This window comes from Streptosporangium sp. H16 (genome assembly GCF_051918855.1).
Classification (GTDB): Bacteria; Actinomycetota; Actinomycetes; order Streptosporangiales; family Streptosporangiaceae; genus Streptosporangium.
This window is the reverse complement of record NZ_JBPXMD010000003.1, coordinates 171,062-196,827: the sequence shown is the minus strand read 5'-3', so window position 1 is coordinate 196,827 and position 25,766 is coordinate 171,062. Positions and strand designations below refer to the sequence as shown.

Below are 25,766 nucleotides of genomic sequence, written 5' to 3'. Positions count from 1 at the left end.
AGATATGTCGTTATGAGCGCGATTAAGTGGGGAATTCTGGCGACCGGCGGCATCGCCGCGTCCTTCACCGAGGACCTGAAGCTTCTGCCGGACGCCGAGGTGGCCGCGGTGGGATCGCGGTCGAAGGAGTCCGCGCGGGCCTTCGCCGACCGGCACGCCATCCCGCGGGCCCACGGGAGCTGGGCGGAGCTGGCCGCCGACCCCGACGTGGACATCGTCTACGTCGCCAACACCCAGAACGCCCACTACGACGCCGTACGGACCTGCCTCGAAGGAGGCAAGGCCGTACTGTGCGAGAAGGCGTTCACCCTCAACCGGGCCGAGGCCGCCAAACTGGTCGACCTCGCGCGGGAGCGGGGCCTGTTCCTGATGGAGGCCATGTGGACGCGCTGCATCCCGGCCGTCCGCAAGATCATGGAGCTGGTCGAGGGGGGCGCCGTCGGCCCGGTCCAGACCGTCCACGCCGACTTCGGGTTCTCCGTCTCCGTCCCGCCCGAGCACCGGCTCCGCAACCCGGCGCTGGGCGGTGGCGCCCTGCTCGACGTGGGCGTCTACCCGATCTCCTTCGCCCACATGTTGCTCGGCGCCCCCGCCGGGGTGCGATCCTGGGCACGGCTGACCCCCGAGGGGGTGGACGAGAACACCGGCGTGCTGCTCGGCTACGACAGCGGGGCGGTCGCCCTGCTGTCCTGCGGCATCACCACGCACAGCCCGGTCGCCGCGTCCATCTCCGGCACGCTCGGCCGGATCGAACTGCCGGGCCCGTTCTTCCGCCCCGACACCTTCACCCTGCACCCGACGGAGGGCGAGCCCGAGACCTTCCACGTCCCCTTCGAGGGGAAGGGCATGCTGCACGAGGCGACCGAGGCCATGCGCTGCCTGCGCGAGGGCCTGCTGGAGAGCCCGCTGATGCCCTGGCAGGCGACTCTCGACGTGATGGGCGTCATGGACGAGGTCCGCTCGCAGGTGGGTGTCCGTTTTCCCGGTGAATAACTGATCCGGGTGCGTGAGACGTTTCCCTTCCCACACACCGGAGACGTTTCCCTTCCCGCTTGCCGTGAACGATTCCCTTCCCGCACATCTGAGGTGTTTTCCGGGGGTGCGGGTGGGGCGTTTTCCGGGTGCGCCGGGTGGTTGTTGTCGGTGCTCGCTGCGGTGGGCGGGTGTTCCGGCTGGCCGTCTCAGTCGCTGTCTCGTGGTTCAGGCCTCCGGCCTGCGCGGGCGTGGTGGTTGCGGGCTTTTTTAAGCCGGCCGGAACACCCGCCCACCTCCGCTGTGCGTGTTCCGGCCGTAGGGGGTGCGGGCCGTAGTCGCTCGCTTTCCGGCCGCCCGGTGGTCCCGCCGCCGCTGAAGCGTCGCTTCGGGATCGTTCGGGGCGGGTCGCCGTAGCTGAAGCGCCCCGTGCACGACCCAGTCCAGGGCTGAGGCGCCACAGGCCGCCCTGGCTCATCGATGTCGGATGTACGGGACCCGTGCCTGATATTCGAGGTGCCCCTCTCAGGATCTTCTCAGGGAGATTCAGGGGCCTCTCAGGTCGTTCGTGATGTTGTTGTGCCCGCCGCCTTCACCAGACCCGCAACGCCCGGGGAACGGGACGGGGGCCACGCATGCCGCCTCCCTCCAGGAGCTTCCCGACCATGACTTCTCTCGCGATTCACGCCGGACTGATGTTCGACGGCACGAGCCTGTCCGGCCCCGCGACGGTGTTCGTGGAGGACGGGCGGATCACCGGCGTGGACACCACGGGCGTCCTTCCGCCGGACGGGGTGGACCTGATCGACCTCGGCACGGACACCTTCCTGATGCCGGGGCTCGTCGACCCTCATGTGCATCTCGGCTTCGACGCCGGCCCCGACCCGGTGACCGCGTTCACCACCGCCGACGACGCGGAGCTGCTGGCCAGGATGCGGACCGCGGCCGGCAGGGCGCTCCGGGCCGGTATCACGACCGTGCGTGACCTCGGTGACCGCGACTACCTGGCGCTGGCGCTCAGTGCGGAGATGGGGCGATGCCCCGGAGAGGGCCCGGAGATCCTCGCCGCCGGGCCTCCGATCACCACGCCCGGCGGCCACTGCCATTTCATGGGCGGCGCGGCCGAAGGGGCCGCCGCCCTGCGCGCCGCGGTACGGGACCGGCACGAGCGGGGCTGCGCGGTGGTCAAGATCATGCTGAGCGGCGGGAACATGACGCCGGGCTCGCCGCCGCCACACGAGTCGCAGTACTCGGCGGCCGACCTGCGGGTCGTCGTCGACGAAGCGCACCGGCTCGGCCTGCCCGTCGCCGCCCACGCGCACGGCACGCGAGCGATCGGGGACGCGCTGGCGGCGGGAGTGGACAGCATCGAGCACGCCACGTTCGTGACCGCGGACGGCGTCGACGCGGATCCCGTCCTGCTCGCCGCCATCGCCGGGAGCGACGTCTTCGTGAGCGTGACGATCGGAGTCGTCCCCGGCGACTCACCGCTCGTCCTGCCGCCGGAGGTCGCCAAGCGCGTGCAGGCCGTACACGAGGCCCTCAGGGCCCTCTACAGGCTCGGTGCCCGCATCGTGCTCGGTACGGACGCCGGCATCATGCCGGCCAAGCCGCACGACGTGCTGCCGTACGCCATCGCCCAGTTCACCGCGGAGGGCCCGTCCCCACTGGAAGCACTCACGGCGGCGACCAGCCTCGCCGCCCAGGCGTGCGGGGTTACCGACCGGAAGGGGCGGATCGCGGTGGGCGCGGACGCCGACCTGCTGGCCGTGACCGGGAACCCCCTCGACGATCTCGACCGGCTCCGGGACGTCCGAGCGGTCTTCCGCGCGGGCGTCCGGGTCAGGTGATCAGGCCGGCGTGATTCCCGCCGGTGTTTCAGGCCTCCGGCGTGATGGTCTAACGACCTCGTGCATGGTTAGCCGTAGTCCAGTGGTGTGAGTGACCGTTGATCTACGTGTGGCGAGGATTGTCAGGTGTTCGATCGTGGTGAACAACAGGTGTGTCACCGGGTTGCCGGTAGATGCGTTGGCGGAGTTGGTGGCCGAAATCGGGCCGCTATGGGAAGCCGGATCAACGCGATGAAGGCGATGGTGCTCACCGACGCCCACGGCGCGGTGCTCTACTGCGGTCAGGTCCGTCCCGGATAGGTCGCCGACATTACCCAGGCTCGGCAATCAGGACTGCTAGAGCTGCTGTCCGATACTTGGAACGTGGAGATCTTGGCCAATGCCGGCTATCAAGGCCTGAGTAACCAAACCCGAGGCCAAGTCGTGACTCCACCGCGCAAACGCCGCGGCAAATACCTCGATGACGTGCAGTTTTTGATGGCCTATCACGACGCAGCTCGTCACGCCCATGCCGCCCGCCGACGACCGGTCGAGCACGGCATCGCTCACCTGAAGAACTGGCGAGCCCTGGCCCGCCACCATGGCCGTCGCGACCACCTGCCCGAGATCGTCACTGCCATCGCGGGACTCCTGTCCGACCAGCAGACCGCATAAGAGAACGTGACTACAGGCCACCGCGCTTCAATTCCAACTATGCATGAGGTCGTAAAGATGAAAAAGGGTCAGCATGACGGTCTGACCTGTTGTCAGGAAGCCCCAATTCGCCATGTCTGCTCGACGCGTTGCAGGAAAGCCTCACCGGTGAGGTTGGTGGCTGCGCTAACGGAGTACGCTACGAAAAGTGCTGCCCGTGCCTTGCGCTTGCCCAGGAGGCCCAGCCTGTCGAGAATGTCGTAATGTGGTACGGGGAGCGTGAGGTTTTGAGCAGCGGTGATTTCCTGTACGCAGAACTGTTCGACCGCTGCACGCACGTCGACCCCCGGCTTCAGACGCTGTCGTCGGAGGTTAATGTTATGTAGCAACTTTTTTCTAAAGCCGAAGTTAAAACTGGCGCTGAGGTCTCGGCATACAGCTTCGAATATCGTCTCTGTCTCGGTTGAAGCGTTGTCTTTCCAGGCCTTTGTCAGCTTTGGATCCCGTCGTACTAACGAACTCACGCGCTCCAGTTCGGACAGTGCTAGGGCTGAGGCGCTCAGAAAGGCTTCTGCTGCCGCTTCCCAAGATCGACCTTTGGTCCATGAAGCGTAAAAATTTTTTGCTCTCTCGTTGTCGTTGTGCTGTTTCGCATGTCGTAAGTTGCTGACTGCTTTATCGAAAGTTGCGACGGCTGACGATTCCTCGACGGAACGAAGGAAGGCTATATCGGCACGAATGGTCTCGCGGAAAAGCTTATAATATTGCGTGACCAGTGCGTCAAAGTCCGCTTCTGTGCCAGGACGCGGCCCTAAGTCAACAGGTACCTCATAGTCCAGCGCCACACCTGTACAGATCAGTTTGTTCCTGGCGAGCACGGTGAATGGATCAATCATCGCGACCGCTTCTCGTAGTACAGACTGCGAGGCTCGGCGACTGGTCCGCGCGTCAGCTTGAACCCGATGATGAAGGCGGGCAGCGGCTGCTGCTTGGTGAACTGCTGGGAAGCCGAGAAGCGGTGTGGCTCGAAGTGGATCTTCGTGCTGAGCTCATTAACCCAGACTTCCCCGCCAGCCTCATCAGCCCATTCTACTCTGCCGGTGAAAATTTTCGGTCGGCCCGACTCGTCACCAAGCAGCACCAAAGTGTGGAGACGCTGCGTCAGCTGTTGGGTCATCCAATTGACCTCGTGGAACAGATGTTTTGCCTCGGCGTAGTCGCCCGATATGAAGAGCGCCAGTGCCTTAACGAAGGCGAGCTTGTGGCGATCGGGAAGCTCGGCGTCGCCGAGATCGGTGGTGAGACGGAGCAAGGTGTCCAAGTCTGTCTGCGACAGGTGGACCGGAGTGCGATCACCTCGCAACAGTCGCTGCCCGGTGATCTTCTTCCATGTGAGATCGAGCAGCAGCTGAGCACACCGCCAATCCCTTCTGGTCGCCAGCGGTGCGCCCTCCAGCCGACGAAGCGCCTTGGCCTCGCCCTCAGGCCCCTCGTCGGCCTCGAACTTGGCCAGGAAGTAAACAGCGGCCGGATCAGCGTTCGCTTCTAGACTGCGGAGGTTCGCCCACAGTGCCTCGTCGTCAGCCAGCAGCTTGTTGAGTTCGGCGCCGCGCCGATCGAGGTCTGCCTGTTGCTTCCCTGTCAGCGATGGACGGTCTACCGAGGTCAGCGTGGCAATGGCAATCGTGAGACGGTTCAACCGTTCCCGAGGCGAAAGCATGTTGGTCTTGATGGCGTCGCGGGTCGACCACGCCAGCACGTCGACTGGGTACAGGTTTCCTGGATCGATGGCCCTTGCCTCGAGAACCGCCTGAAGGATGTCATCGAGCCCGCTGACGACCGCGAACGCCTGAGCGATCTCAGGCTTCGAGGAGACCTCGTGGGTGATCGAGCCCAAGGTCGAGGCCAGTTCCACCGAGAGAGACAGGCGCATCTGCCCCTTGACTCGGCCGTCAGACAGCATCTCGTCGAGCAACACGCGGTTGTGCTCGAGATCGGCGATCCGTTCCTCCACGGTTCCGTCGCCCCTGTCCTGGCACCAATGAACGAAGTCGCGAGCGAAATTCGACTCTTGTAGTACTAGCCGGGGGTGGTAGCGCCCGGTCTCCACACGCCTGTCGGCGAGTGCAGCAGATATCTCGCCGTAGTGCGGCCGGTACCTAGAAATCTTCGACTTCGGCCCGATGCGTTCAAGGAGCGAGACCACGAACCCGACCTCGTCGGTCACACCGGTGTAGCCCTCGTTAATCCGGGCCTTCCGGATAACTTCGGTTATGACCTCGATCTCCACCTCGAGTGAGACCTCATGCCTAGCCAGGAGTTCCGCCTCAAGATGAGTACGGATCGCTAGGAAGAGCTCACCGTTGTCGTCCTCGACATCCCGGATGATGTCGAAGGAGTTCAACACTTCTTGGATCGCTTGCGCACCCTCACGGCCCAGAATGCGCAAGGCCAGGTCGATTGGGACAGGTACGCCGTGCCGGGTAGCCGTCAACACCAGAGTTGTCACTCGCTGGATTGGGTGGCGCTCCTCGAAGGTCTGATCGAGGATTGGCTTCTCGTCCGGTCCCTGACCAGGAAGCAGGTTGTTGAGGTTCAATCCCGCGGCCTGAAGCGCCGCTTTCATTGCGGTAATACGCTCGCCCTGACTAGCTTGCACGCCGCGCTTTCGGACGAGCTTCTCCATCCCCCGCTCGGCCGCCCGCATCTCCCGTGCAAGACCCCTGGTGAGTGTGAAGTGGGAGTCTGGCAGCGCGTGGTAGAGGAATGCTAGGAAGCTGGCATCCAATGTGGTGGCCTTCGGAGCCCGAACGTTAATATCGAACGATTTCAGCAAAGTGAGGAGTTGAGTAAGCTCGTTGCTGGAGAGCTCCGCCGGAGCATCGACGGACGAGAAGGCCCTGTCTCGTACGACATATCCAGAGCCGACGACGAGCATCTTTCGGCCCCTGCGGCGCAGCTGCCGCAGCAGCGCCGCATACTCGTCAGTGTCCACCATCCCATCCCAGATAAGAATGGTGGCTTTTGCGCCGTGGCGTTCTGCCCAGGCAGCGTACATGTCGACATCATCGAAGGACGGCCGAACAGTGCGTCTTGACTGGTGCAACACCGCCCATTCACCTCCACGGGCCAGCTCCATGGCGAGTGCCGCCAGCGCAACGCTTTTACCAGTTGCCGTCTGACCTCGTAGAATGACTGGCGAGAGAAGTTCTGGATCCGCCAAGGCCTCCTCAACTCGCCTTGCGAGGTCGTCTTCAAAGTCGCGGCGAATGTTCATACCTGCGGCGATGCCCCGCCAGTGCGGCGAACCCTCGGTGGCACCTGTGAAGTTGCGGAACTCCTGGTACCGCGCGGCCTCGGAACTGAGAACCGACGGCGTTAACAGTTCGAGGTCTACCGGACGAGCGGAGCGCCGGATCTGGTTCCATGTATGAACATCGATTTCAACGAAGCCGTCGCCGATCGCGATGACGTGTTGGGAACCATGACCACGGCCGGAGGGGGCGCCAATCAAGATCGCGCCCATCCCGGCGAGTCTGCTGACGGCATCGTCGAGCGACTCGAGATGCAGAACCAGCTGACCGGTGCTGACTAGGCTCGAGATGAAGATGTCGCTGGCCCATGCTCTACCCGAGAATAGGTGGATCTGGCCCACGCCGAGCGACCGCAACGCTGGCACCAGGTCAGTGACCGCAAGGTCGTCGTCGGGCCTCCACCCCTCGATCACAAGGACGCCTCGTGGGGTGATGGTCTCCGTGGCCAGGCGTGTGAGCTCCTGGACGCATCGCATCCGGGCATCCGCTATCTGCAGCGGGTTTGTCGGCGGATGCTGAGCCTCGGGCAAGCTTTGGCCGCCGAACAGATAGCAAACCTCGAGTTCGGTCTGACTGCGTGACGGAGTAGATGACATCGCGCCAACTGGCACAATCGTCCGCCACTCAGTGCGGAGCCACGCCGCAACGGCGGTATCGGCACGCGTAGTGTAGACGCCGCTCCAGCGATACTGCGCGGCGATGCTCTCGTCGCGATCCGCTGATTGGCCGAGGAGGAGGAATGCCGGCCCGGCGGCCAGCCGTGCCGCGAACTCCTGTAGATCGGGTACCTGCTCCAGCATCGGTCTCCTTGCATGCACTAATCGCAGGCACGGTTTTGCCGAGCCAAGATCGTTCCGAACAAATCAGTTTATGCGAATCAGCCACCAGGTGGAGCGAGTCCGGCACCCTGTGACCGGAACGGGACCACGGCACTGGTGTCGGAACGTTTGATGTACCCCGGCTTTCGTGGAGGTGCTGGTCTGCCCCGGGTTCGGTGGAGTCGCTGATGCGCCCCTGGTCTTGTGGGGGCGGATTCTTGGATTCTTGTGCCACTCGTTGAGAGGAGAGTGGCATGGGACGGCGTGGCTACCCGTCGGATTTCCGGCGCAAGGTACTAGATCTCATTGAGGCGGGCCGCACGGTCACCGACGTGGCCCGTGACCTGGACATCAGCAGCTAGACGATCTACAACTGGCGTGAGCAGGAATTGATCGATACCGCCCAGAAGCACGGCCTCACCCCCTCCGATCGCGCCGAGGGGGTCGCGGCCCGACGCAAGATCGCTGAGTTGGAGCTCGAACTGGTCGTGACCAGGCGTGCCGCCGAACTGTTTAGAGAGGCGGTGCTCCAAAAGGCGGTTCGAGGCCATCGCGGTGATGGCCGCCGAAGGACTCCCCATCCAGGTCTGATGCCGCATTCTGAACGTCTCGGAGTCGGACTTCTATGTCTGGCGCGACCGGCCGTCCTCACCCCGAACGCTCCCCATCTCTGTCAGAATTCAACTAGGCATGGGACAAACGAGTCTTTTTGATATGAAGTATGAAGTTTACCTGGTTCGGTAGACATATCAGGGCTTGCGGTTACGCGGCAGCATAGTCGTCTTCGTAAACGTTCTTGAGTGCGTGTCGGCGCTCGTACTCGGCCGGGCTCAGCTGGCCGTTGGCCGGATGCCGGCGCCGAGGGTTGTAGAACCCCTCGATGTAGGCGAACACCGCTCGCTTGGCTTCCGGCCTGGTACGAAAGGTCCGCCGGTCGAGCAGTTCGCACTCCAGTGAGGCGAATAAGCTCTCGGTGATCGTATTATCGAAGCACGACCCCGTTCTCTCCGTCGAGGGGCGGGTCCCGGCCTGGGCGCAGCGCTGCCCGAAGGCGACCGAGATATGTTGACCGCCCTTGTCGCTGTGATGGATCACTCAGGTACCGGGGCGGCGCTGGTGGATGGCCATCGCCAGCGCGTCAGTGACCAACTTGGTGCACATGTGCTCGGCCATCGCCCAACCGACGATCCGTCGGGAGAACACGTCCAGCACTACGGCCAGGTAGAGAAAGCCCTGTCAGGTCGGTGTAGGGGATGTCGGCGGTCCAGATCCGGTTCGGCTCGTCTGCTTCGAAATTCCGGTTGACCAGGTCGCAGGCGGCCACAGCGCGCCGATCGGTGATCGTGGTGCGGCAACCCTTGCGCTGGCCCACCCCGCTCACTGGTGCACCACCGTCTTGTCGGCAGTCGAAAGACCGCCGATGCACCCCAGGCGCCGCCGGATCACCGTCCTGCTCGCTCGACCTCGAGGTCCAGACTGAGTTCCGCGGGATTCGGCGGTCACCCGGGACGCGCTGACCATCGACAGGGCTGAGCGCCGCCGAGCGCCGAACAGTGAGCTCACTGGCTGCCGCGTCCCGGTACCGAAAAAAGGGCGACCCTGGACTGGGTCACGCGGGGGCGCTTCAGCTACGGTGACTCGCCCTGAACCAGCCCTGACTGACGCTTCAGCGGCGGCGGGACGCCAGAGCGGTCCGAAAGTGAGCAACTACGGCCCGTACTCCCTACGGCCGGAACACGCACAGCGGAGGTGGGCGGGTGTTCCGGCCGGCTTAAAAAAGCCCGCAACCACCACGCCCGCGCAGGCCGGAGGCCTGAACCACGAGACAGCGACTGAGACGGCCAGCCGGAACACCCGCCCACCGCAGCGAGCACCGACAACAACCACCCGGCGCACCCGGAAAACGCCCCACCCGCACCCCCGGAAAACCCCAAAGCACGCGGGAAGGAAAACACCCCAGGAACACGCGAAGGGAAGCGCCCCACACACCCGGAAAGGGAAGCGCTCCGGATGCACGGGAAGGGAAACACCCCACCAAGAGGAAGTCAGGCGAGCTTCCAGTCGTGGCGTTCCAGGAAGGCGCGCTCGCCGGTGGCGTACTCGGTGAAGGCCTCCTGGACCGCCCCCAGGTCCGGGACGTGCGTGCGGAACATCCGGTTCCTGACGCTGTCCTTGTACTCCAGCTCGTAGCCCGAGATCTCCGGGGAGCTCTGGACGAAGTGCTCGCCGAAGACGACCAGGGCCGTGAACGGGTTCTGCGGGGACATGGTGGCGAGCGCGTCGGAGATGAGCTGGAGATCGGGCCCGACCACGATCATCCCGTCGCCCGTCCGCATCTCCATGGTCGGATAGACGCCTCGCGGAGACAGGTTGTGCACCAGGCCGCGCTGCGGGTCGTAGCAGACCAGCCCGCACTCGGCGGCCAGGGCGAAGACCTCGGCGGACACCTCGTCGGCCCGCTCCGGGTCCATGCTGACCAGGACGTGGTCAGGGGAGAGCCACTCGGCCCCGGGCAGCCGATCGGCGAACGCCGTCACCCCCGGGTACGCCTCGGCGTCCTCCCGCTCTTCGGGGCGGGGGTCCTCGCCATGCGGGAGCGTCGTCTCAGGCTCCCCGGGAGGAGGCGTTCCAGGGTCCTTTGAGGCCCCACGGTGGAGGGACCGGAAGACCTGCTCCGCGTGTTCCCTGGTGATCGGTTTGGGCTCGTACCAGACGGCCAGTTCGAAACTCACGGCTCCATTGTCCTCCGGGTGCCTTTCCCGGTGGAAAGGGCCGGACCGATCGGGTGATCGACCCGGAGGACGCGCCGGTGGCCTGAGCGCTCACGATGCGCGGGAAGGGTCAGCCCCTGTGTGACCCTGCCAGAGATGAGCCCGCCGTACCCGCTCATCCTCGTACGGATCGTGAAGCCTCGAACGACCACGTGATTTCCTGCCACCCGGACGCTACGGAGCCGCTGCATATTTTCCGCATATACCGAACAAACCGATCAGGGGCAGCCGGTGATCGATGACCCGAGGAGCCCGGCCAGGTCGTCCGCCTTCGTCCCGTCCCCGATGACGGTGAAGAGCTCGTGGGCCTCACGCCAGCACCTGACGGCCCTCTCCCTGTCGCCGGCCGCCACGTGGGCGAGGCCGAGGCTGCGGAGCGCGCCGGCCAGGTATGTCGTCCAGCTGCGGGTCCGCCACAGCGCCACGGACTCCGTCAGGCGCTCGACCGCCCGCGCGTGGTCGCCGTCGGCGCGGTCGAGGTCGCCCAGGATCCAGAGGGCGTCGGCCAGGTGGTGGGTGAGGTTGTAGCGGCGGCTGAGCTCCTCCACGGCGACGGCCGTGGGGCGCGCCCGCTCGTCGCCCTCGCCGCTGTAGAGCTTCGCCAGCGTGACCAGGGTCATCGTCTCGGACGCCGGGTCCCGCGCCACCCGGGACATGACGAGGGAGCGGTTGAGACACCGCTCCGCGGGTTCCGGCTGGCCGGTCTCGACGTACGCGAGGCCGAGGAACTGCAGGGACGTCGCCTCGAAGCGCGGGTTTCCCAGGGTCTCCGCCACCTCCAGCGCGCTCACCAGGTGCGGGATCGCCGAGAGGACGTCCCGCTGGCCGTGCGTGATACCGAGCGCCAGGTGGGCGCGCGCCCGGCCGCCGAGGTGGCCGGTCTCCTCCGCGAGGCGCAGCGCCGTCCCCGCCGACTCCACGGCCGGTTCGACGAATCCCTGCGCGGCCAGGCCCCAGGCGCACATCACGTGGGCGTCCGACAGCCCGCGCAGCTCGCCGGCCTCGGTGAACATCTCCGCGAGCCGGACGGCGTTGGTGTGCAGCGCCACCATGGCGCCACCCTCGTGCTCGACGCCGGTCCAGGTGGTCACGTCGAGCAGCCCGCGCAGCATGACGGCCTCGCCGAGCAGGTTCCCGGCCGTACGGCAGGCCAGCATGGCCCGCTCGTTGAGGCGCCGGCACTCGGAGAAGAACCCGTGGGAGTCGAAGTAGCGTTCGAGGCATCCGGCGAGGTCCCAGGCGAAGTCGTCGAGCTCCAGGACGCAGGACTGCTCGACGAGACCGGCCAGCGCGGTCCGCTCGGCGTTGAACCAGGCGAGGGGGTCGCGCAGGAGGGACGCGGCGACGTCGCCGGGCAGTGCCCGACGCGGCGCCGGGCCGTGGAGCACGGCGTAGCAGGCGCCGTGGACGTGCTCCATGGCCTGTTCCGCCAGCCAGAGCCACGCGCCGAACGCCCTGGTCGTCGCGAGCAGGAGTTCGGCCGGTTCCTCCTCGGCCTCCGCGCGCTCGCGGGCGTACAGCCGGACGAGGTCGTGGAAGCGGTAGCGGGCCTGCCCGGTGGCGTCGACCCCGGAGATGGTGACGAGCTGCGCGTCCACCAGCGACTCCAGGTATGTCTCCCCCTCCTCGTGCGGGCAGTCGAGCAGCGTGGCGGGGACCCAGCTCGCGAAGCCGGGGACGTCGAGAAGGCCTAGCAGCCGGAAGGCGCGCCGCGCGTTCGCGGGGAGACCGACGTAGCTCAGGGCCAGGCTCGCCCTGACCGCGCGGTCGCCGACGACCAGCTGGTCGAGGCGCCCGCGCTCGTCGCCGAGCCGCCCGACGAGCCAGGCGATGCTCTGCCGGGGGCGGGCGGCCAGCCGCGCGCCCGCGACGCGCACGGCGAGCGGGATGCGGTCACACAGCCAGACGAGTTCGGTGGCGGCGGAGAGCTGCGCGGCGACGCGGTCGTGCCCGATCAGCCGCGAGAGCAGCTCCACGGCCTCCTGGGTGCTCAGGACGTCCAGCTCGACCGCTCGCACGCCCTCCAGGCCGGAGAGCCTCGCGCGGCTCGTGACGATCACCGCGCAGCCGGAGACGCCCGGGAGCAGAGGCCTCACCTGCTGCTCGGACGCGGCATTGTCGAGGACGATCAGGACGTTCGCGCGGGCCAGGCGGCTGCGGTACAGCGCGGCACGGGCCTCGACCGAATCCGGGATGCTCGACCCGGGCACGCCCAGCGCGACGAGGAACCGCCCGAGCACGTCGCCGGGGTGCTCCTGCTCCTCTTCGTGCGCGCCGTGCAGGTCGACGTAGAGCTGCCCCCCGGGAAACCTGTCGGCCAGCTGGTGCGCCACGCGCACCGCCAGGGCCGTCTTGCCGATGCCGCCCATTCCGGTGATGACCGAGACGGTCGTCGCCGAACGGTCGTCCAGCCGCGCGACGAGTTCCCTGACGTGCTGCTCGCGCCCCGCGAAGTCGGCGATGTTCATCGGCAGTTCCGCGGGAGGCTCGCGCGGCTCGGCCGGCCCCCGGTTCGTTCTCGGCTGCTCGTCCCGGTCGTCCTCGGCGAGCACGCTCGCGACCTGCTCGGGGTTCGCCTGCTCCCCTGCCAGGATCAGCCGGTGCAGGTCGCGCAGCCGGTCCCCGGGTTCGACGCCCAGCTCCTCGTTCAGCAGGCGCCGGGTGTCGGCGTACACCGTCAGCGCCTCGGAACTCCGGCCGGCGCGGGTGAGCGCCACCATCAGGTGCGCCCGCAGGCGCTCGCGGAGCGGGTGCGCGTTCACGTGACCGGTGAGCTCGGCGACGAGTTCCGGCTGGAACCTCACCGCGAGGTCGGCCTCGACGCGGTTCTCCAGCGTGGTGAGCCGCAGCTCCTCCAGGCGCGCCGCCTCGCCCGACAGGTCCTCGACGAACCGCAGATCGCCGTACGCGGGGCCGCGCCACAGCCGCAGGGCCTGGTGGAGGAAGTCCGCGGCCTCGTGGTGGTCACCGTGCAGGAACGCGTCGCGGCCGTTCTTCGCCAGTGACTGGAATCGATGGACGTCCAGCTCACCGGGGTGCACGACCAGCAGGTAGCCGCCGTGCCGGCGCAGGACCCGCTCGTGGCCCAGGGACTGGCGGAGGCGGGAGGCGTACAGGCGCAGGTTGTTGTCGGCCGTCTTCGGCGGGTGCTCGCGCCAGAGCGCGTCCACGAGCAGGTCGTCGGCCACGGACCTGTTGGCGTGGTGGAGCAGCATCGCGAGCAGGGCCCGCTGCTTGCGTCCGCCCAGGGGAAGCGGCTGGTGGTCGGCTCTCACTTCGACCGGCCCCAGGACGGAGAAGTCCATACCACTCCCCTGGAAGGTTTCGCAGTGGCCAAGTTTGCCCGACCTCCCCCCGACCGTCAATGATCGTTAACGATTCCCGGGGGTTGGAACGGGCCACGGAACCCGGGACTCCAGGGGGATCCCGCCGAGCCGGCGCTAGGCGGGCGGCCTGTCGGCGGCGGCGACCCGCGACAGCTCCACGGTGCAGAACGCGCAGCGCTTGGCGTCGATCGGGATGTCACTCAGGCACTCCGGGCATTCCTTCTCGGTGGCCTTCTTGTTCCTGTCGAAGAAGCCGATCAGCCGGGTCATCGGCATCACGACCAGCCAGTAGATGACCGCGGCGATGATCAGGAAGCTCAGCAGGTGGTTGATGAAGTCGCCGTACATGAACCGGGAGCCGTTGACCGTGAACACGTACTGCGAGAAGTCCGGATTCCTGCCGCCCGTGATCGCTCCGATCAACGGTGTGATGAGGTCCTTGACCAGTGCCTGCACCAGCCCGCTGAAGGTCGCCCCGACCACGACGGCCACGGCGAGCTCGACGAGGTTGCCCCTCAGCAGGAACTTCTTGAATCCGCCCATCACTCATGTCCTCCACTTGTGAGACGGTCGGGCTACCCATCTGCCGGCGGCCAAACTTCCGTATTTTCCCGGCCTTTCGTTGAAGAGGGACAGTACCGGAACGTCGCCGCGCGGGGCGTACGGGAGACGGGGTGGTGGACGCGGAAAGCTAATATCGGCGCAGTTCGCGAGCGAGGCGGTCGGATGGACTTTCGTGTGCTGGGCCCCGTCGAGGTGTTCGCCGACGGAGGGGTGGCGCTGGACATCGGCCCCTACCAGCAGCGGCTGGTGCTGGCCATGTGCGTCCTCGCCGCCCCGCGGCCGGTCGGCCCGAGCCGGATGATCGACGCGCTCTGGGAGGGCGACCCTCCGCCGGGGGCGCTCAACACCGTGCAGGCGTACGTCTCCAAGCTCCGCCGCGTCTTCGAGCCGGGCAGGACGAGGAACGTGCCCCCGGTGGTGCTGGTCAGCAGGCCGGGGGGCTACGCGCTGGACGTTCCCGGCGGCGCGATCGACCTGGGCAGGGCGCGGGGGCACGCGGCCGGGGGCAGGAGCCTGGGAGCCGGGGGCGACCACGAGGGAGCGGTCAGGGAGCTGCGGCTGGCGCTGGGGGAGTGGCGCGGGGAGCCGCTCGCGGATCTGTCGGGCACCTCCTGGGCGGTGGAGGAGAGCGCGCACCTGGCCGAGCTGCGGCTGACGATCGAGGAGGACCTGGCCGAGGCGGAACTCGCGCTCGGCCGGGGGGCGGCGCTGACGGGCGGGCTGGTCCACCTGGTCGGCGCCCACCCGTTCAGGGAGCGGCTGCGCGTGCTCGCCGCCCACGCGCTCTACCAGGCGGGACGGCAGGCCGACGCGCTCGGCGTGCTCGCCGAGGGGCGCCGGCTGCTGATGGAGGACATGGGGCTGGACCCCGATCCCCGGTCGAGGGAGATGGAACGGCGCATCCTCGGCCAGGATCCCGCGCTGGCGCCCCGCCTCGCGGTGGGGGCGGGACGGACGGCGGCGCGGGAGGAAGAGGAGGAGAAGGGCACCGGGCTGGTGGGCAGGGACGCCGAGGCGGAGGTGCTGGAACGGGCGGTCGCCGGTGGCGGGCACCGGGTGGTGCTGCTCGCCGGGGAGCCCGGCATCGGCAAGACCAGCCTGGCCGAGCACGCCGCCGGGGCCGCGCGGGCGCGCGGCCACCGGGTGGTGTGGGGCCGCTGCTGGGGCGGCACCGGCGCGCCGCCCTTCTGGCCCTGGACACAGGCCGCGCGGGACCTGGTCGGCAGGGACGGTGAGCTGGCGCGGCTGGCCGGAGCCGGACCCGCTGGGCAGGTCGGGCAGGTCGGGCAGGCGGGGCAGCTCGGGCAGTTCGCGTTGTACGAGGCGTTCGCCCGGCTGCTGAACGAGCACGGCCGGGTCCTGGTGGTCCTCGACGACCTCCAGTGGGCGGACACCTCGTCGCTGCGCCTGCTGGAGTTCCTGGCCTCCACCCGGCTCTGTCCCGAGCTGACCGTCGTGGCCACGTACCGCGACACCGACGTACGCCCCGGCGAACCGCTGGAGCACGCCCTCGGCGCGCTGCTGCGGCTGCCGCACGTGCGGCGGCTCCTGCCGCGCGGCCTGGCGGAGGAGGAGATCCGCGAGTATCTGGGACGTGCGGGCGCCGACCCCGCGCTGGCCGCGGAGATGGGCAGGCTGACCGCGGGCAACCCGTTCTTCCTGGGGGAGGTGCTGCGGCTGGGGGAGACCCCCGAGGCGCTGTCGGACGTCGTGCGCGGCCGGATGGCCGGTCTGCCGCCCGGCACCGAGGAGGTGCTGACCGTCGCGGCGCTGCTCGGCAGGGAGGCGGCGACCGACATCCTCACGCGCGTGGCGGGGCTGCCCGAGGAGCGGGTCCTCGACATCGTCGACGCCGCCGTGGGGGCCCGGCTGCTGGTGGAGGGGGACGGGCCGAGCTGCCGCTTCGTCCACGACATCGTCCGCGACGTGCTGCGCGAGGCGCTGCCGCCGCTGCGGCGCAGGAGGCTGCACGCGCGGATCGCGGAGGTGCTGGAGGAGCGCAGCGGGACGCGCCTGACCGAGATCGCCCATCACTGTCGCGAGGGGCTGCTGAACTCTCGGATGGCGGGCAGGGCCATCGGCTACACCCGGCGCGCGGCGGCCCAGGCGAGCGCGCAGTTCGCCCACGAGGACGCGGTGGAGGGCCTGGAGAGGGCGATCGCGATGATCGACCGGCTGCCGGAGCCCGACGACGCGCTCCGCTGCGACCTCCTGCTCGACCTGGCCGAGGCGCAGACCGTGGCGGGGATGAGCGCCGCGGCCCACGCCTCGCTGGAGGCCGCCGCGGAGATCGCCGAACGGCTCGGTGACGACAACCGGCTGGCCAGGGCGGTGCTGGGGTTCTCCGACCCGATCTCTCTGGCCATGTACGAGGAGATGACCGGCATCGACCGGCTCGCCGGGCGCGTCGACCGGGTCCTCGCCTCGGACCTGGTTGCGGACTCGCCGTGGCGGGCCCGGTTGCTCGCCGCCGCCGCGCTGACCGGCTCCACCGTACGGCCCGTCGAGCGGAGCGTGGAGATGGCGGGGGAGGCGGTGCGGCTGGCCCGCCTCGCCGGTGACGAGCCCACCCTGGCCAGGACGCTGATCGTCCTGGAGATCCTGCTGCGCTCCGGCCCCGACCACGAGCGCCGTGAGGCGGTCGCCGGCGAGATCGCGGAGATCGGCCGCCGCACCGGTGACCTGGCCGTCGAGTGGATCGGCAGGGAGAACGAGTATGTCGAGCTGACCGCCGGGGGAGCCGCCGGGCGGGCCGCGGAACTGCTGGACCGGCTGCGGGAGACCGCGGAGCGGCTCAGGCTTCCCTCCATGGTCAGCCTGGCCGCCTGGCAGGCCGCGGTCCGGGCCTACCTGTCCGGGCGCTTCGCCGACGCGCTCGCCGCGGCCGACGCGTCCGGCGCGGCCCATCCCGAGGGGGCGCTGGGCCGGGACGACGCGTCGCTGCGGCGGGAGGTGTTCCGCTTCCTGTCCCTGCGGGCGGCGGGCAGGGGCCACGAGCCGGATGATCCGCACGAGCCGGGCAGGGTTCACGAGCCGGGCAGTGCGGGGGAGGCGCTCGCGTTGGCCGACGAGGTGCTGGCCCGCCGCCCGGGCCAGAAGCCCTGGCGGATCCTGCGCTGCCTCGCCCTGATCGACCTGGGCAGGACGGCCGAGGCGCGCGACGCCTTCGCCGAACTCGCCCGCGACGGCTTCGCGGCGGTAGGCCCCGAGCTGGCCTACCGGTTCGTCCCGGACGCCGTCAGCGAGATCTGCGCGGCGCTCGGCGACGAGGCGGCGGGGAGGGTCCTGTACGGCAGGCTCGCCCCGCACGCGGGCCGGTTGCTGGGCTGGTCGCTGACCGACCTGTGCCTGGCCAGGCTGGCCCTGCTCGGCGGCGACGCGGACCGGGCGCGGGCCCATCTGCGGGCGGCCGAGGCGTTCGCCGCCGGGGCGGGGCTGCGCGTCTACGGGCCCGCGCTCCGCGCGCTGGGCGAGACGCTCCGCCCGCCGGGGGCGTGATCGGCCGCGACGCCCCGCGGTCCGCGCGCCGGCCGGTACGTTTCGCCTGCGACGAGAGGGTTAGGTGGTAAAGGCCTGAGGGCGTCCGTGGCCGGGGGGCCAGGAGGAGCGAGGAGCGTGCATGGCCGTCAACCGTGTGGTGACCGACATCCCGTCCGGCCGTCCGGCCGGGACCACGGTCGTCGCGCCCCCGCGCGACCGGTTCCGCGGCCGGCGCGGTCGCCCGCCGCTCGACCCCGGCGGGGCGGTGGTGGACATCTCCACCCCGGTCTGATCTACGCTCGGTCGACGCGCGTCATCGCCAGGATCTGAGATCACCGTCACAGGAGTGGGAATGTGCGCATGGCCAGGCGAACACGGGGCATATTCCTGCACCGCTGGAAGGCGGCGCGTTGACGTCCTCCCCCATCGGCCGAGCTCGCTCAGACTTTCGAGAGAAATCCGCAGTGCGGCGTCGTGCCGTGTTCTCTCCTCCGCCTCAAGGCGGAGGTCTCCACGTTCAAGAGGGACTGATGATCGAGATTTGGCCGGGTGACCCCTATCCTCTCGGGGCCACTTACGACGGCGCGGGAACCAACTTCGCGCTTTTCACCGAGGCCGCGGAACGCGTCGAGCTGTGCCTGTTCGACGAGGAGAACAAGGAGACCAGGGTCACCTTCACCGAGTGTGAGGGCTTCGTCTGGCACGGATACCTGCCGGGCGTCGGCCCGGGGCAGCGGTACGGCTACCGCGTGCACGGCCCGTACGACCCGCCGAGAGGGCAGCGGTGCAATCCCGCCAAGCTCCTGCTCGACCCGTACGCCAAGGCGGTCGAGGGGGACGTGAAGTGGGACGAGGCGGTGTACGGCTACCGCTTCGGCCATCCGGACAGCCGCAACGACGCCGACTCCGCCGAGTTCGTGCCGCGCTCCATCGTGATCAACCCGTTCTTCGGGTGGGGGCACGACCGGCCGCCGAGCACGCCGTACCACAACACGGTGATCTACGAGGCGCACGTCAAGGGCCTGACGATCAACCACCCGAAGATCCCCGAGCGGATCCGCGGCACGTACGCCGCGATCGGCCACCCGGAGATCATCGATCACCTGACCGCCCTCGGGGTGACGGCGATCGAGCTCATGCCGGTGCACCAGTTCGTCACCGACCACGTCCTCGCCGAGCGGGGGCTGACGAACTACTGGGGCTACAACAGCATCGGGTTCTTCGCGCCGCACAACGCCTACTCCAGCACGGGGCAGCGCGGCGGGCAGGTGCTGGAGTTCAAGGCCATGGTCAAGGCCCTGCACGAGGCGAACATTGAGGTCATCCTCGACGTGGTCTACAACCACACGGCCGAGGGCAACCACCTGGGCCCGACGCTGAGCATGCGCGGCATCGACAACGCCGACTACTACCGCCTGGTCGACAGCGACAAGCGGTACTACATGGACACCACCGGCACCGGCAACAGCCTGTTCATGCGCTCCCCGCACGTGCTTCAGATGATCATGGACTCGCTCCGCTACTGGGTCATCGAGATGCACGTCGACGGCTTCAGGTTCGACCTGGCCTCGACGCTGGCGCGCGAGCTGCACGAGGTCGACCGGCTGAGCGCCTTCTTCGACCTGGTCCAGCAGGACCCGGTGCTGTCGCAGGTCAAGCTGATCGCCGAGCCGTGGGACGTCGGCCCCGGCGGCTACCAGGTGGGCAACTTCCCCGCCAGGTGGACCGAGTGGAACGGCATGTACCGCGACACGATCCGCGACCTGTGGCGGGGCGAGCCCGCCTCGCTGCCCGAGTTCGCGTCCAGGCTGACCGGCTCCAGCGACCTCTACCAGGACGACAGCCGCCGCCCCGCCGCCTCCATCAACTTCGTCACCTGCCACGACGGCTTCAGCCTGCAGGACCTCGTCTCGTACAACCACAAGCACAACGAGGCCAACGGCGAGGACAACCGGGACGGCGCCGACGACAACCGCTCCTGGAACTGCGGCGAGGAGGGGCCCGCCTCGCTGGCGATCGAGTCCCTGCGCGAGCAGCAGAAACGCAACTTCCTGACCACGCTGTTCCTGTCCCAGGGCGTTCCGATGATCTCCCACGGCGACGAGTTGGGCCGTACCCAGCGGGGCAACAACAACGTGTACTGCCAGGACAACGAGCTGAGCTGGGTCGACTGGTCCGACATCAGGGAGAACTGGCTGCTGCTGGAGTTCACCCGGCGGCTGGCCAAGCTCCGCGCCGACCATCCGGTCTTCCGGCGGCGCCGGTTCTTCTACGGGCGGCCGGTACGCGGCTCGGAGGAGAACCTCAGCGACATCGCCTGGCTCACTCCGAGGGGGGAGAAGATGACCGACGCCGACTGGAACGTGGGGTACGCCAAGTCGCTCGCCGTCTTCCTGAACGGTGAGGCCATCACCGAGCCCGACCGCCGGGGCCGGCAGATCGTCGACGACTCGTTCCTGCTGCTGTTCAACGCCCACCACGACGTCATCAAGTTCACGCTGCCCAAGGACTACGGTGAGATGTGGCTGACGGAGATCGACACGGCCATGCCGATCACGGTCGACACCCGGGTCTGCCGGGCCGGAGAGAGCGTGCCGGTCGTCGGCCGCTCGGTGAGGGTGCTGCGCCGTGTCTGAGCCCGTGACCCAGCCCGTCCCCGAGCCCGTTCCGCTGGAGCCCGCGCCCGGGATCGTCCCCCCGGAGTCGGTGCCCGAGCCGGGCACTGTGCCGGAACCCGTGCCGGAACCCGTGCCGGAACCCGGGCCCGGCATGCCGCCGGACCCGCTGCCGGAGATCTCGCCCGAGACCCCGCCCGGTGCCGTCCCGCCGCAGGTCGCCCATGACGAGCTCCTGCCGGAGTCCGTTCCCGGGACCAGGACCGGCGTGGACGTCCCCGACCCCCTGGCGCTTCCCGAGGAGGTGCCCGCGCCCCCGCCGCCGCCGGGTTCGTACGGGGTGCCGATCTCGACCTACCGCTTCCAGCTCACCCCCGACTTCGGGTTCGAGAAGGTGGCCGAGCTGGCCCCGTACCTGCGGGACCTGGGCGTCAGCCACGTCTACCTGTCACCGATCCTGCAGGCCGTGCCGGAGTCGCGGCACGGCTACGACGTGACCGACCACTCGCGCGTCCGCGAGGAGTTCGGCGGCGTCGAGGGGCTGCGGGAGCTGTCGGCGACGCTGACCCAGCACGGGATCGGCATCGTCGTCGACATCGTGCCCAACCACATGACGATCCCGGTGCCCGAGTCGGGCAACGCGCAGCTGTGGTCGGTGCTCAAGGACGGGCGGGACTCGCCGTACGCGTCGTGGTTCGACATCGACTGGTCCGTCGAGGACGGCGAGAACGGTGACGTCGGTGGTGTCGGCGCCGGCGTCGGCGGCAAGGTGAACATGCCGGTGCTCGGCGACTCGGGCGAGGTGGTGGCCGACGGCGACGTGCTGCGCTACCACGACCACGAGTTCCCGCTGCCCGACACGCACTACCGGCTCGTCGACTGGCGGCGCGGGCCCGGCTACCGCCGGTTCTTCGACGTGTCCTCGCTGATCGGGGTGCGCGTGGAGGACCCGGAGGTGTTCGACGCCACGCACGCCGTCATCCTCTCGCTCGTCAAGGAGGGGGTCATCCAGGGGCTGCGGGTGGACCACCCCGACGGGCTCGCCGAGCCGCGCGGCTACCTGTCGCGGCTGCGCGAGAGCGCGGGCGTGTGGACCGTGGCGGAGAAGATCCTGGTCGGCTCCGAGCGGCTGCCCGCCGACTGGGAGTGCGACGGCACCACCGGCTACGAGACGCTCAACCGGATCACCGGGCTGTTCGTCGACCCGGCGGGCAAGGAGCCGCTGGTCGAGCTGTTCGCCCAGCAGACCGGGGTGCGGGACGACTACGCCGCCGTGGTCCGCGAGTCCAAGGCGGAGGTGCTGAACCTGTTCTTCGGCTCGGAGATCGACCGGCTGCACGCCGTCGTCGGCTCCGACCGGCAGACGCTGGTGGAGCTGCTCGCCGCGATGCCGGTCTACCGGGCCTACGCGGTGCCGGGCGAGCCGGTGCCCGAGACCTCGGTCAGGATCGTCGAGGAGGCCGGGCGGGTCGCCGCAGGGCGGCTGCCCGAGGGCGCCCCGGTGGCGGAGGTCGTCGAACGGGTCCTGAACGGGCCCGCCGAGGCGGTCACCCGCTTCCAGCAGACCTGCGGCCCGGTGATGGCCAAGGGGGTCGAGGACACCGCCCTCTACCGCTGGTACCCCCTGTCCTGCCTCAACGAGGTGGGCGGCGAGCCCGACCGGTTCGGCGGGTCGGTCGAGGAGTTCCACGCGTTCTGCCGGGAGATGTCGCCGGGCACGATGACGACGCTCTCCACGCACGACACCAAGCGCTCCGAGGACGTACGGGCCCGGCTCGCCGTGCTGTCCGAGCTGCCGGGGGAGTGGGCGGCGGCGGTCGGCGAGTGGTCCTCGAAGGTCTCCTTCGACCCGGCTCTCGACTACCTGGCCTGGCAGAACCTGATGGCCTCCTGGCCGATCGGGTCCGACAGGTTCTTCGAGTACCTGTTCAAGGCGGCCCGCGAGGCCAAGACCTCGATCTCCTGGGCCACCCCCGACCCGGCCTACGAGCGCGGCATCCGCGACTTCGTCGGCCGGGCCGTCGAGGAGTGCGGCGCCTCGGTCGCGGAGTTCGCCGCGAGGATCGAGCCGTACGCCAGGTCCAACTCGCTGAGCCAGAAGCTCGTCCAGCTCATGCTGCCCGGCGTGCCCGACCTGTACTGGGGCAACGAGATCACCGACTTCTCCCTGGTCGACCCGGACAACCGGCGCCCGGTCGACTTCCCGCTGCGCCGCCGGATGCTCTCGTCGGCCCAGGCCCACGCGAGCCAGGCCCACCCGGGCGAGGCCCACCCGAGCCCCGCCGCCACCGGCAGCCTGTCGTGGGACGAGGCCAAGCTGGCGGTCACCGCCCAGGCCCTGGATCTGCGGCGGAGGCTGGACCCCGAGGCGCCGTACGTCCCGATCGAGGCCGGGGAGCACGCGATCGCCTTCGCCAGGGGGGAGCGGGCCGTGGCGGTGGCCACCCGGCTGCCCGTCGGCCTGGAGCGGCGCGGCGGCTGGGGGAGCACCACGCTCACCCTGCCGCACGGCACGTGGCGGGATCTGCTGTCGGGCGCCGAGTACACCGGCCGGATCCCGCTGGCCCACCTGCTGTCCATCCACCCTGTCGCGCTGCTGGAAAGGGACTGACCGATGTTCGAGGTATGGGCACCGCGGGCGACGGCGGTGGACGTGGAGATCGGCGAGGTCCGCTACCCGATGTCGTCCGCCGGAGGCGGCTGGTGGACGGCGGAGGTGTCCGGCGCCGGGCACGGGACCGACTACCGGTTCCGGTTGGACGGGGGCGAGGCGCTGCCCGACCCCAGGACCCGCCGGCAGCCCGAGGGGATCTTCGGGCCGAGCCGGGTCTACGACCACGACCGCTTCGAGTGGGGAGACGCCCTGTGGAAGGGCCGTGACCTGCCGGGCTCGGTCATCTACGAGCTGCACATCGGCACCTTCACCCCTGAGGGCACCTTCGACGCGGCGATCGGCAAGCTGGAGCACCTGGTGGAGCTCGGCGTCGACTTCGTGGAGATCATGCCGGTGCCGCCGGTGCCCGGCGGGCGCAACTGGGGCTACGACGGCGTGGACCTGTGGGCCGTCACCGAGAACTACGGCGGCCCCGACGGGCTCAAGCGCCTGGTGAACGCCTGTCACCGGCGCGGGCTCGGCGTGATCCTCGACGTCGTCTACAACCATCTCGGCCCCTCGGGCAACTTCCTCGCCCCCTTCGGCCCGTACTTCCACTCCAGCGCCTCCTCCTTCTGGGGGCAGGCCGTCAACCTGGACGGCCCCGGCTCCGACGAGGTGCGCGCCTACTTCGTCGGCAACGCGCTGCAGTGGCTGCGCGACTACCACATCGACGGCCTGCGGCTGGACGCCGTGCACGCGCTGCACGACGACCGGGCCGTGCACCTGCTGGAGGAGATCGCCGTCGAGACGGAGGCGCTGTCGGCGGCGGTGGGCAGGCCGCTCACGCTCATCGCCGAGTCCGACCTCAACGACCCCCGGCTGATGACCCCGCGCGAGGCCGGCGGGTTCGGTCTCGCGGCGGCCTGGAACGACGACGTCCACCACGCCCTGCACGTGGCGGCAACCGGTGAGCGGCACGGCTACTACGACGACTTCTACGGCGCCCTGCCCAAGGTGCTGACCCGCGCCTACTACCACGACGGGACCTACTCGTCCTTCCGCGGGCGCTCGCACGGCCGCCCGGCGTCCCACGTGCCCGGCTACCGCTTCGTCTGCTGCGCGCAGAACCACGACCAGATCGGCAACCGGGCCGAGGGCGACCGGATGGCGCCCGAGGCGCTGCGGCTGGCCGCGGGGCTCCTGCTGACCTCGCCGTTCACGCCCATGCTGTTCATGGGGGAGGAGTGGGGGACGCGGGCGCCGTTCCTGTTCTTCACCGACCACGTCGAGCCGCAGCTGCGCGAGGGCGAGGGCGAGCGGCGGCGGCGGGAGTTCGTCGGCTTCGGCTACGACGACTGGGCGGACAAGGCTCCCGATCCGGGCGAGGAGCTGACGTTCCTGCGCTCCAAGCTCGACTGGAGCGAGCTGGACGACGACGCCCACCGGGCCCACCTCGACTGGTACCGCGCCCTGATCGCGCTGCGCCGCGCCCACCCCGAGCTGACGGACCCGAGGCTGGATCGGGTACGGGTCGACCACGGCGAGTCCTGGCTGGTCGTGCACCGGGGAGGGCTCAGGGTGGCGGCCAACCTCGGCCCGGTCGCGCTCACGGTCAAGCTGGGGACGGGCCGGTTCGCGCCCGGCCACATCCTGCTCGCCTCCGACCCGTCGGCGACCGTGGAGGGGGAGGAGCTGTTCCTGCCTCCTCGCTCGCTCGCGGTGGTGAGGCTGGATCCTGCCCTCTGAGCCGTTCCCTCGCCGCTCCTTCGGGGTGGTGAGATCGCCGTTCCCTCGCGGTGGCGAGGGAGCGGCCGCGGGCTCAGGCCGGCACGTGGTTGCGCAGCCGGAGGTCCTCGGGGTACGGGGAGAAGTACGTCTGGTCCCGCACGTAGCCGGCGGCCAGGCCCTGGGCGTGGTGGCGGATCAGGGTCGCCGGGACGCTCAGCGCCACCCGTCCGGCCCGGTAGGAGGCGATGACCTCGGCCAGGTCGGCCCGGCGCACCGGGTCGAGCGCGTCGCCCACCATGCCCACGCAGTGCTGCAGGACGTTGACGTGCCGGCCGATGCTGGCCTTGGCGGCGAGCGCCGTGCCGAAGACGCGGGCATAGTCGGCGGCCAACTCCTCGCGGGGCCTCGTGCCCGCCTGGGCCACCACCCTGCCCGCCTCCCTGAAGGCCGCGGGGTTGTGGGCCAGCAACTGCATCTTGTGCCGGGCGTGGAAGGACACCAGGTCACGGGGGCACCAGTCGCTCTCCAGCAGCGCGCGGAGCCGGGCACGGGCGAAGACCCGTTCCACGAAGGTCTCGCGGAGCAGGGCGTCGTTGAGCCGTCCCTCGTCCTCGACGGGCAGCAGCGGATGGGTGCCGAGCACCGCGGCCGCGAACACCCCCGTGCCCTTGTGATCCACGGTCGTGCCCCCGGCGTGGACGGGGATGCCGTGCACCCCGCAGCTGGGGCTCCTGGACTTGAGGACGTAGCCGTCCACCTCGCGCAGGGCCGGAGCCCGTTCTTCGGCGAGGGCGGTCATCCTGTCGGTGAGGTCCACCCGGCTCTTCCTGGAGACCAGCCGAGTGCCGTCCGGTGAGAGCTCCAGGAGGAGGGTCTCGCGTGGGCTGCCGAGCCCGATCTCCATCTCCGGGCAGATGTGCACCCACTCGACGTGCCTGTCGAGCTCGCCGTTGAGAAACCGGTTGCGGCTGTGCCCGCCGTCGAACCGGACCGGCTCGCCCATCAGGCAGCTGGACACCGCGATTCTCGGTCTGACGACCTGCCCGCCCGTCTCGTCGGTCCGGCCGGTTCCGTGCATCGTGTCCACCTTGTCCATCGC

General features: G+C 69.2%; 17 protein-coding genes. 8 read left to right on the top strand and 9 right to left on the bottom strand.

Annotation, left to right across the window (positions count from 1 at the left end; genetic code table 11):
* The first annotated feature begins 12 nt into the window (after positions 1 to 12).
* From ACTOQ2_RS06635 to ACTOQ2_RS06625, 3 genes are all read left to right on the top strand, one after another.
* The gene (locus tag ACTOQ2_RS06635; protein ID WP_440067178.1) at positions 13 to 993 is read left to right on the top strand and encodes a Gfo/Idh/MocA family protein; all 981 of its coding nucleotides are present in this window, start codon (positions 13 to 15) and stop codon (positions 991 to 993) included.
* 644 nt (positions 994 to 1,637) lie between these two features.
* Entirely contained in the window at positions 1,638 to 2,822 is a 1,185-nt protein-coding gene (locus ACTOQ2_RS06630) for an amidohydrolase family protein (protein WP_440098815.1), read from the top strand.
* 309 nt (positions 2,823 to 3,131) lie between these two features.
* On the top strand, positions 3,132 to 3,476 hold the full coding sequence (locus tag ACTOQ2_RS06625; protein ID WP_440099077.1) for a transposase family protein: 345 nt from the start codon (positions 3,132 to 3,134) through the stop codon (positions 3,474 to 3,476).
* 92 nt (positions 3,477 to 3,568) lie between these two features.
* On the opposite strand, the gene ACTOQ2_RS06620 is transcribed toward ACTOQ2_RS06625, so the two are convergent.
* From ACTOQ2_RS06620 to mscL, 8 genes are all read right to left on the bottom strand, one after another.
* The gene (locus ACTOQ2_RS06620; RefSeq protein ID WP_440098813.1) at positions 3,569 to 4,351 is read right to left on the bottom strand and encodes a hypothetical protein; all 783 of its coding nucleotides are present in this window, start codon (positions 4,349 to 4,351) and stop codon (positions 3,569 to 3,571) included.
* Entirely contained in the window at positions 4,348 to 7,569 is a 3,222-nt protein-coding gene (locus ACTOQ2_RS06615; protein ID WP_440098811.1) for a P-loop NTPase, read from the bottom strand. Before ACTOQ2_RS06615 ends, ACTOQ2_RS06620 begins: the two co-directional genes overlap by 4 nt.
* Before the next feature lie 314 nt (positions 7,570 to 7,883).
* The gene (locus ACTOQ2_RS06610) at positions 7,884 to 8,186 is read right to left on the bottom strand and encodes a hypothetical protein (protein WP_440098810.1); all 303 of its coding nucleotides are present in this window, start codon (positions 8,184 to 8,186) and stop codon (positions 7,884 to 7,886) included.
* Between the two features lie 163 nt (positions 8,187 to 8,349).
* Positions 8,350 to 8,682: an IS3 family transposase gene (locus ACTOQ2_RS06605; protein WP_440098809.1), complete on the bottom strand. Its 333-nt coding sequence runs from the start codon at positions 8,680 to 8,682 to the stop codon at positions 8,350 to 8,352.
* Positions 8,683 to 8,808 (bottom strand): DDE-type integrase/transposase/recombinase, encoded by a 126-nt coding sequence (locus ACTOQ2_RS06600; RefSeq protein ID WP_440099076.1) that lies wholly within the window; start codon positions 8,806 to 8,808, stop codon positions 8,683 to 8,685.
* A gap of 824 nt (positions 8,809 to 9,632) precedes the next feature.
* Entirely contained in the window at positions 9,633 to 10,319 is a 687-nt protein-coding gene (locus ACTOQ2_RS06595; protein ID WP_440098808.1) for a hypothetical protein, read from the bottom strand.
* 257 nt (positions 10,320 to 10,576) lie between these two features.
* Positions 10,577 to 13,663, bottom strand: a complete 3,087-nt coding sequence (locus tag ACTOQ2_RS06590) for an AfsR/SARP family transcriptional regulator (protein WP_440098807.1) — start codon at positions 13,661 to 13,663, stop codon at positions 10,577 to 10,579.
* A gap of 135 nt (positions 13,664 to 13,798) precedes the next feature.
* Positions 13,799 to 14,227: a large conductance mechanosensitive channel protein MscL gene (gene mscL / locus ACTOQ2_RS06585; RefSeq protein WP_440098806.1), complete on the bottom strand. Its 429-nt coding sequence runs from the start codon at positions 14,225 to 14,227 to the stop codon at positions 13,799 to 13,801.
* Between the two features lie 183 nt (positions 14,228 to 14,410).
* Between mscL and ACTOQ2_RS06580 the strand changes: the two genes are divergently transcribed.
* The 5 genes from ACTOQ2_RS06580 to treZ all read left to right on the top strand — a co-directional run bounded on the left by ACTOQ2_RS06580 (position 14,411) and on the right by treZ (position 24,685).
* Positions 14,411 to 17,746, top strand: a complete 3,336-nt coding sequence (locus tag ACTOQ2_RS06580; RefSeq protein WP_440098805.1) for a BTAD domain-containing putative transcriptional regulator — start codon at positions 14,411 to 14,413, stop codon at positions 17,744 to 17,746.
* Positions 17,747 to 17,867: 121 nt separating this feature from the next.
* Complete coding sequence (locus ACTOQ2_RS06575; RefSeq protein WP_440098804.1) at positions 17,868 to 18,020, top strand: hypothetical protein; 153 nt, start codon at positions 17,868 to 17,870, stop codon at positions 18,018 to 18,020.
* A 238-nt stretch (positions 18,021 to 18,258) separates the two neighbouring features.
* Entirely contained in the window at positions 18,259 to 20,364 is a 2,106-nt protein-coding gene (gene glgX / locus ACTOQ2_RS06570) for a glycogen debranching protein GlgX (protein ID WP_440071875.1), read from the top strand.
* The gene (treY, locus tag ACTOQ2_RS06565; protein WP_440098803.1) at positions 20,357 to 22,954 is read left to right on the top strand and encodes a malto-oligosyltrehalose synthase; all 2,598 of its coding nucleotides are present in this window, start codon (positions 20,357 to 20,359) and stop codon (positions 22,952 to 22,954) included. The genes glgX and treY overlap by 8 nt, the downstream gene beginning before the upstream one ends.
* 3 nt (positions 22,955 to 22,957) lie before the next feature.
* Complete coding sequence (gene treZ, locus ACTOQ2_RS06560) at positions 22,958 to 24,685, top strand: malto-oligosyltrehalose trehalohydrolase (protein ID WP_440098802.1); 1,728 nt, start codon at positions 22,958 to 22,960, stop codon at positions 24,683 to 24,685.
* Positions 24,686 to 24,758: 73 nt separating this feature from the next.
* Here treZ and ACTOQ2_RS06555 read toward each other — a convergent pair whose 3' ends face one another.
* Positions 24,759 to 25,745 (bottom strand): YbgA family protein, encoded by a 987-nt coding sequence (locus ACTOQ2_RS06555; RefSeq protein WP_440099075.1) that lies wholly within the window; start codon positions 25,743 to 25,745, stop codon positions 24,759 to 24,761.
* Between the last annotated feature and the right edge of the window lie 21 nt (positions 25,746 to 25,766).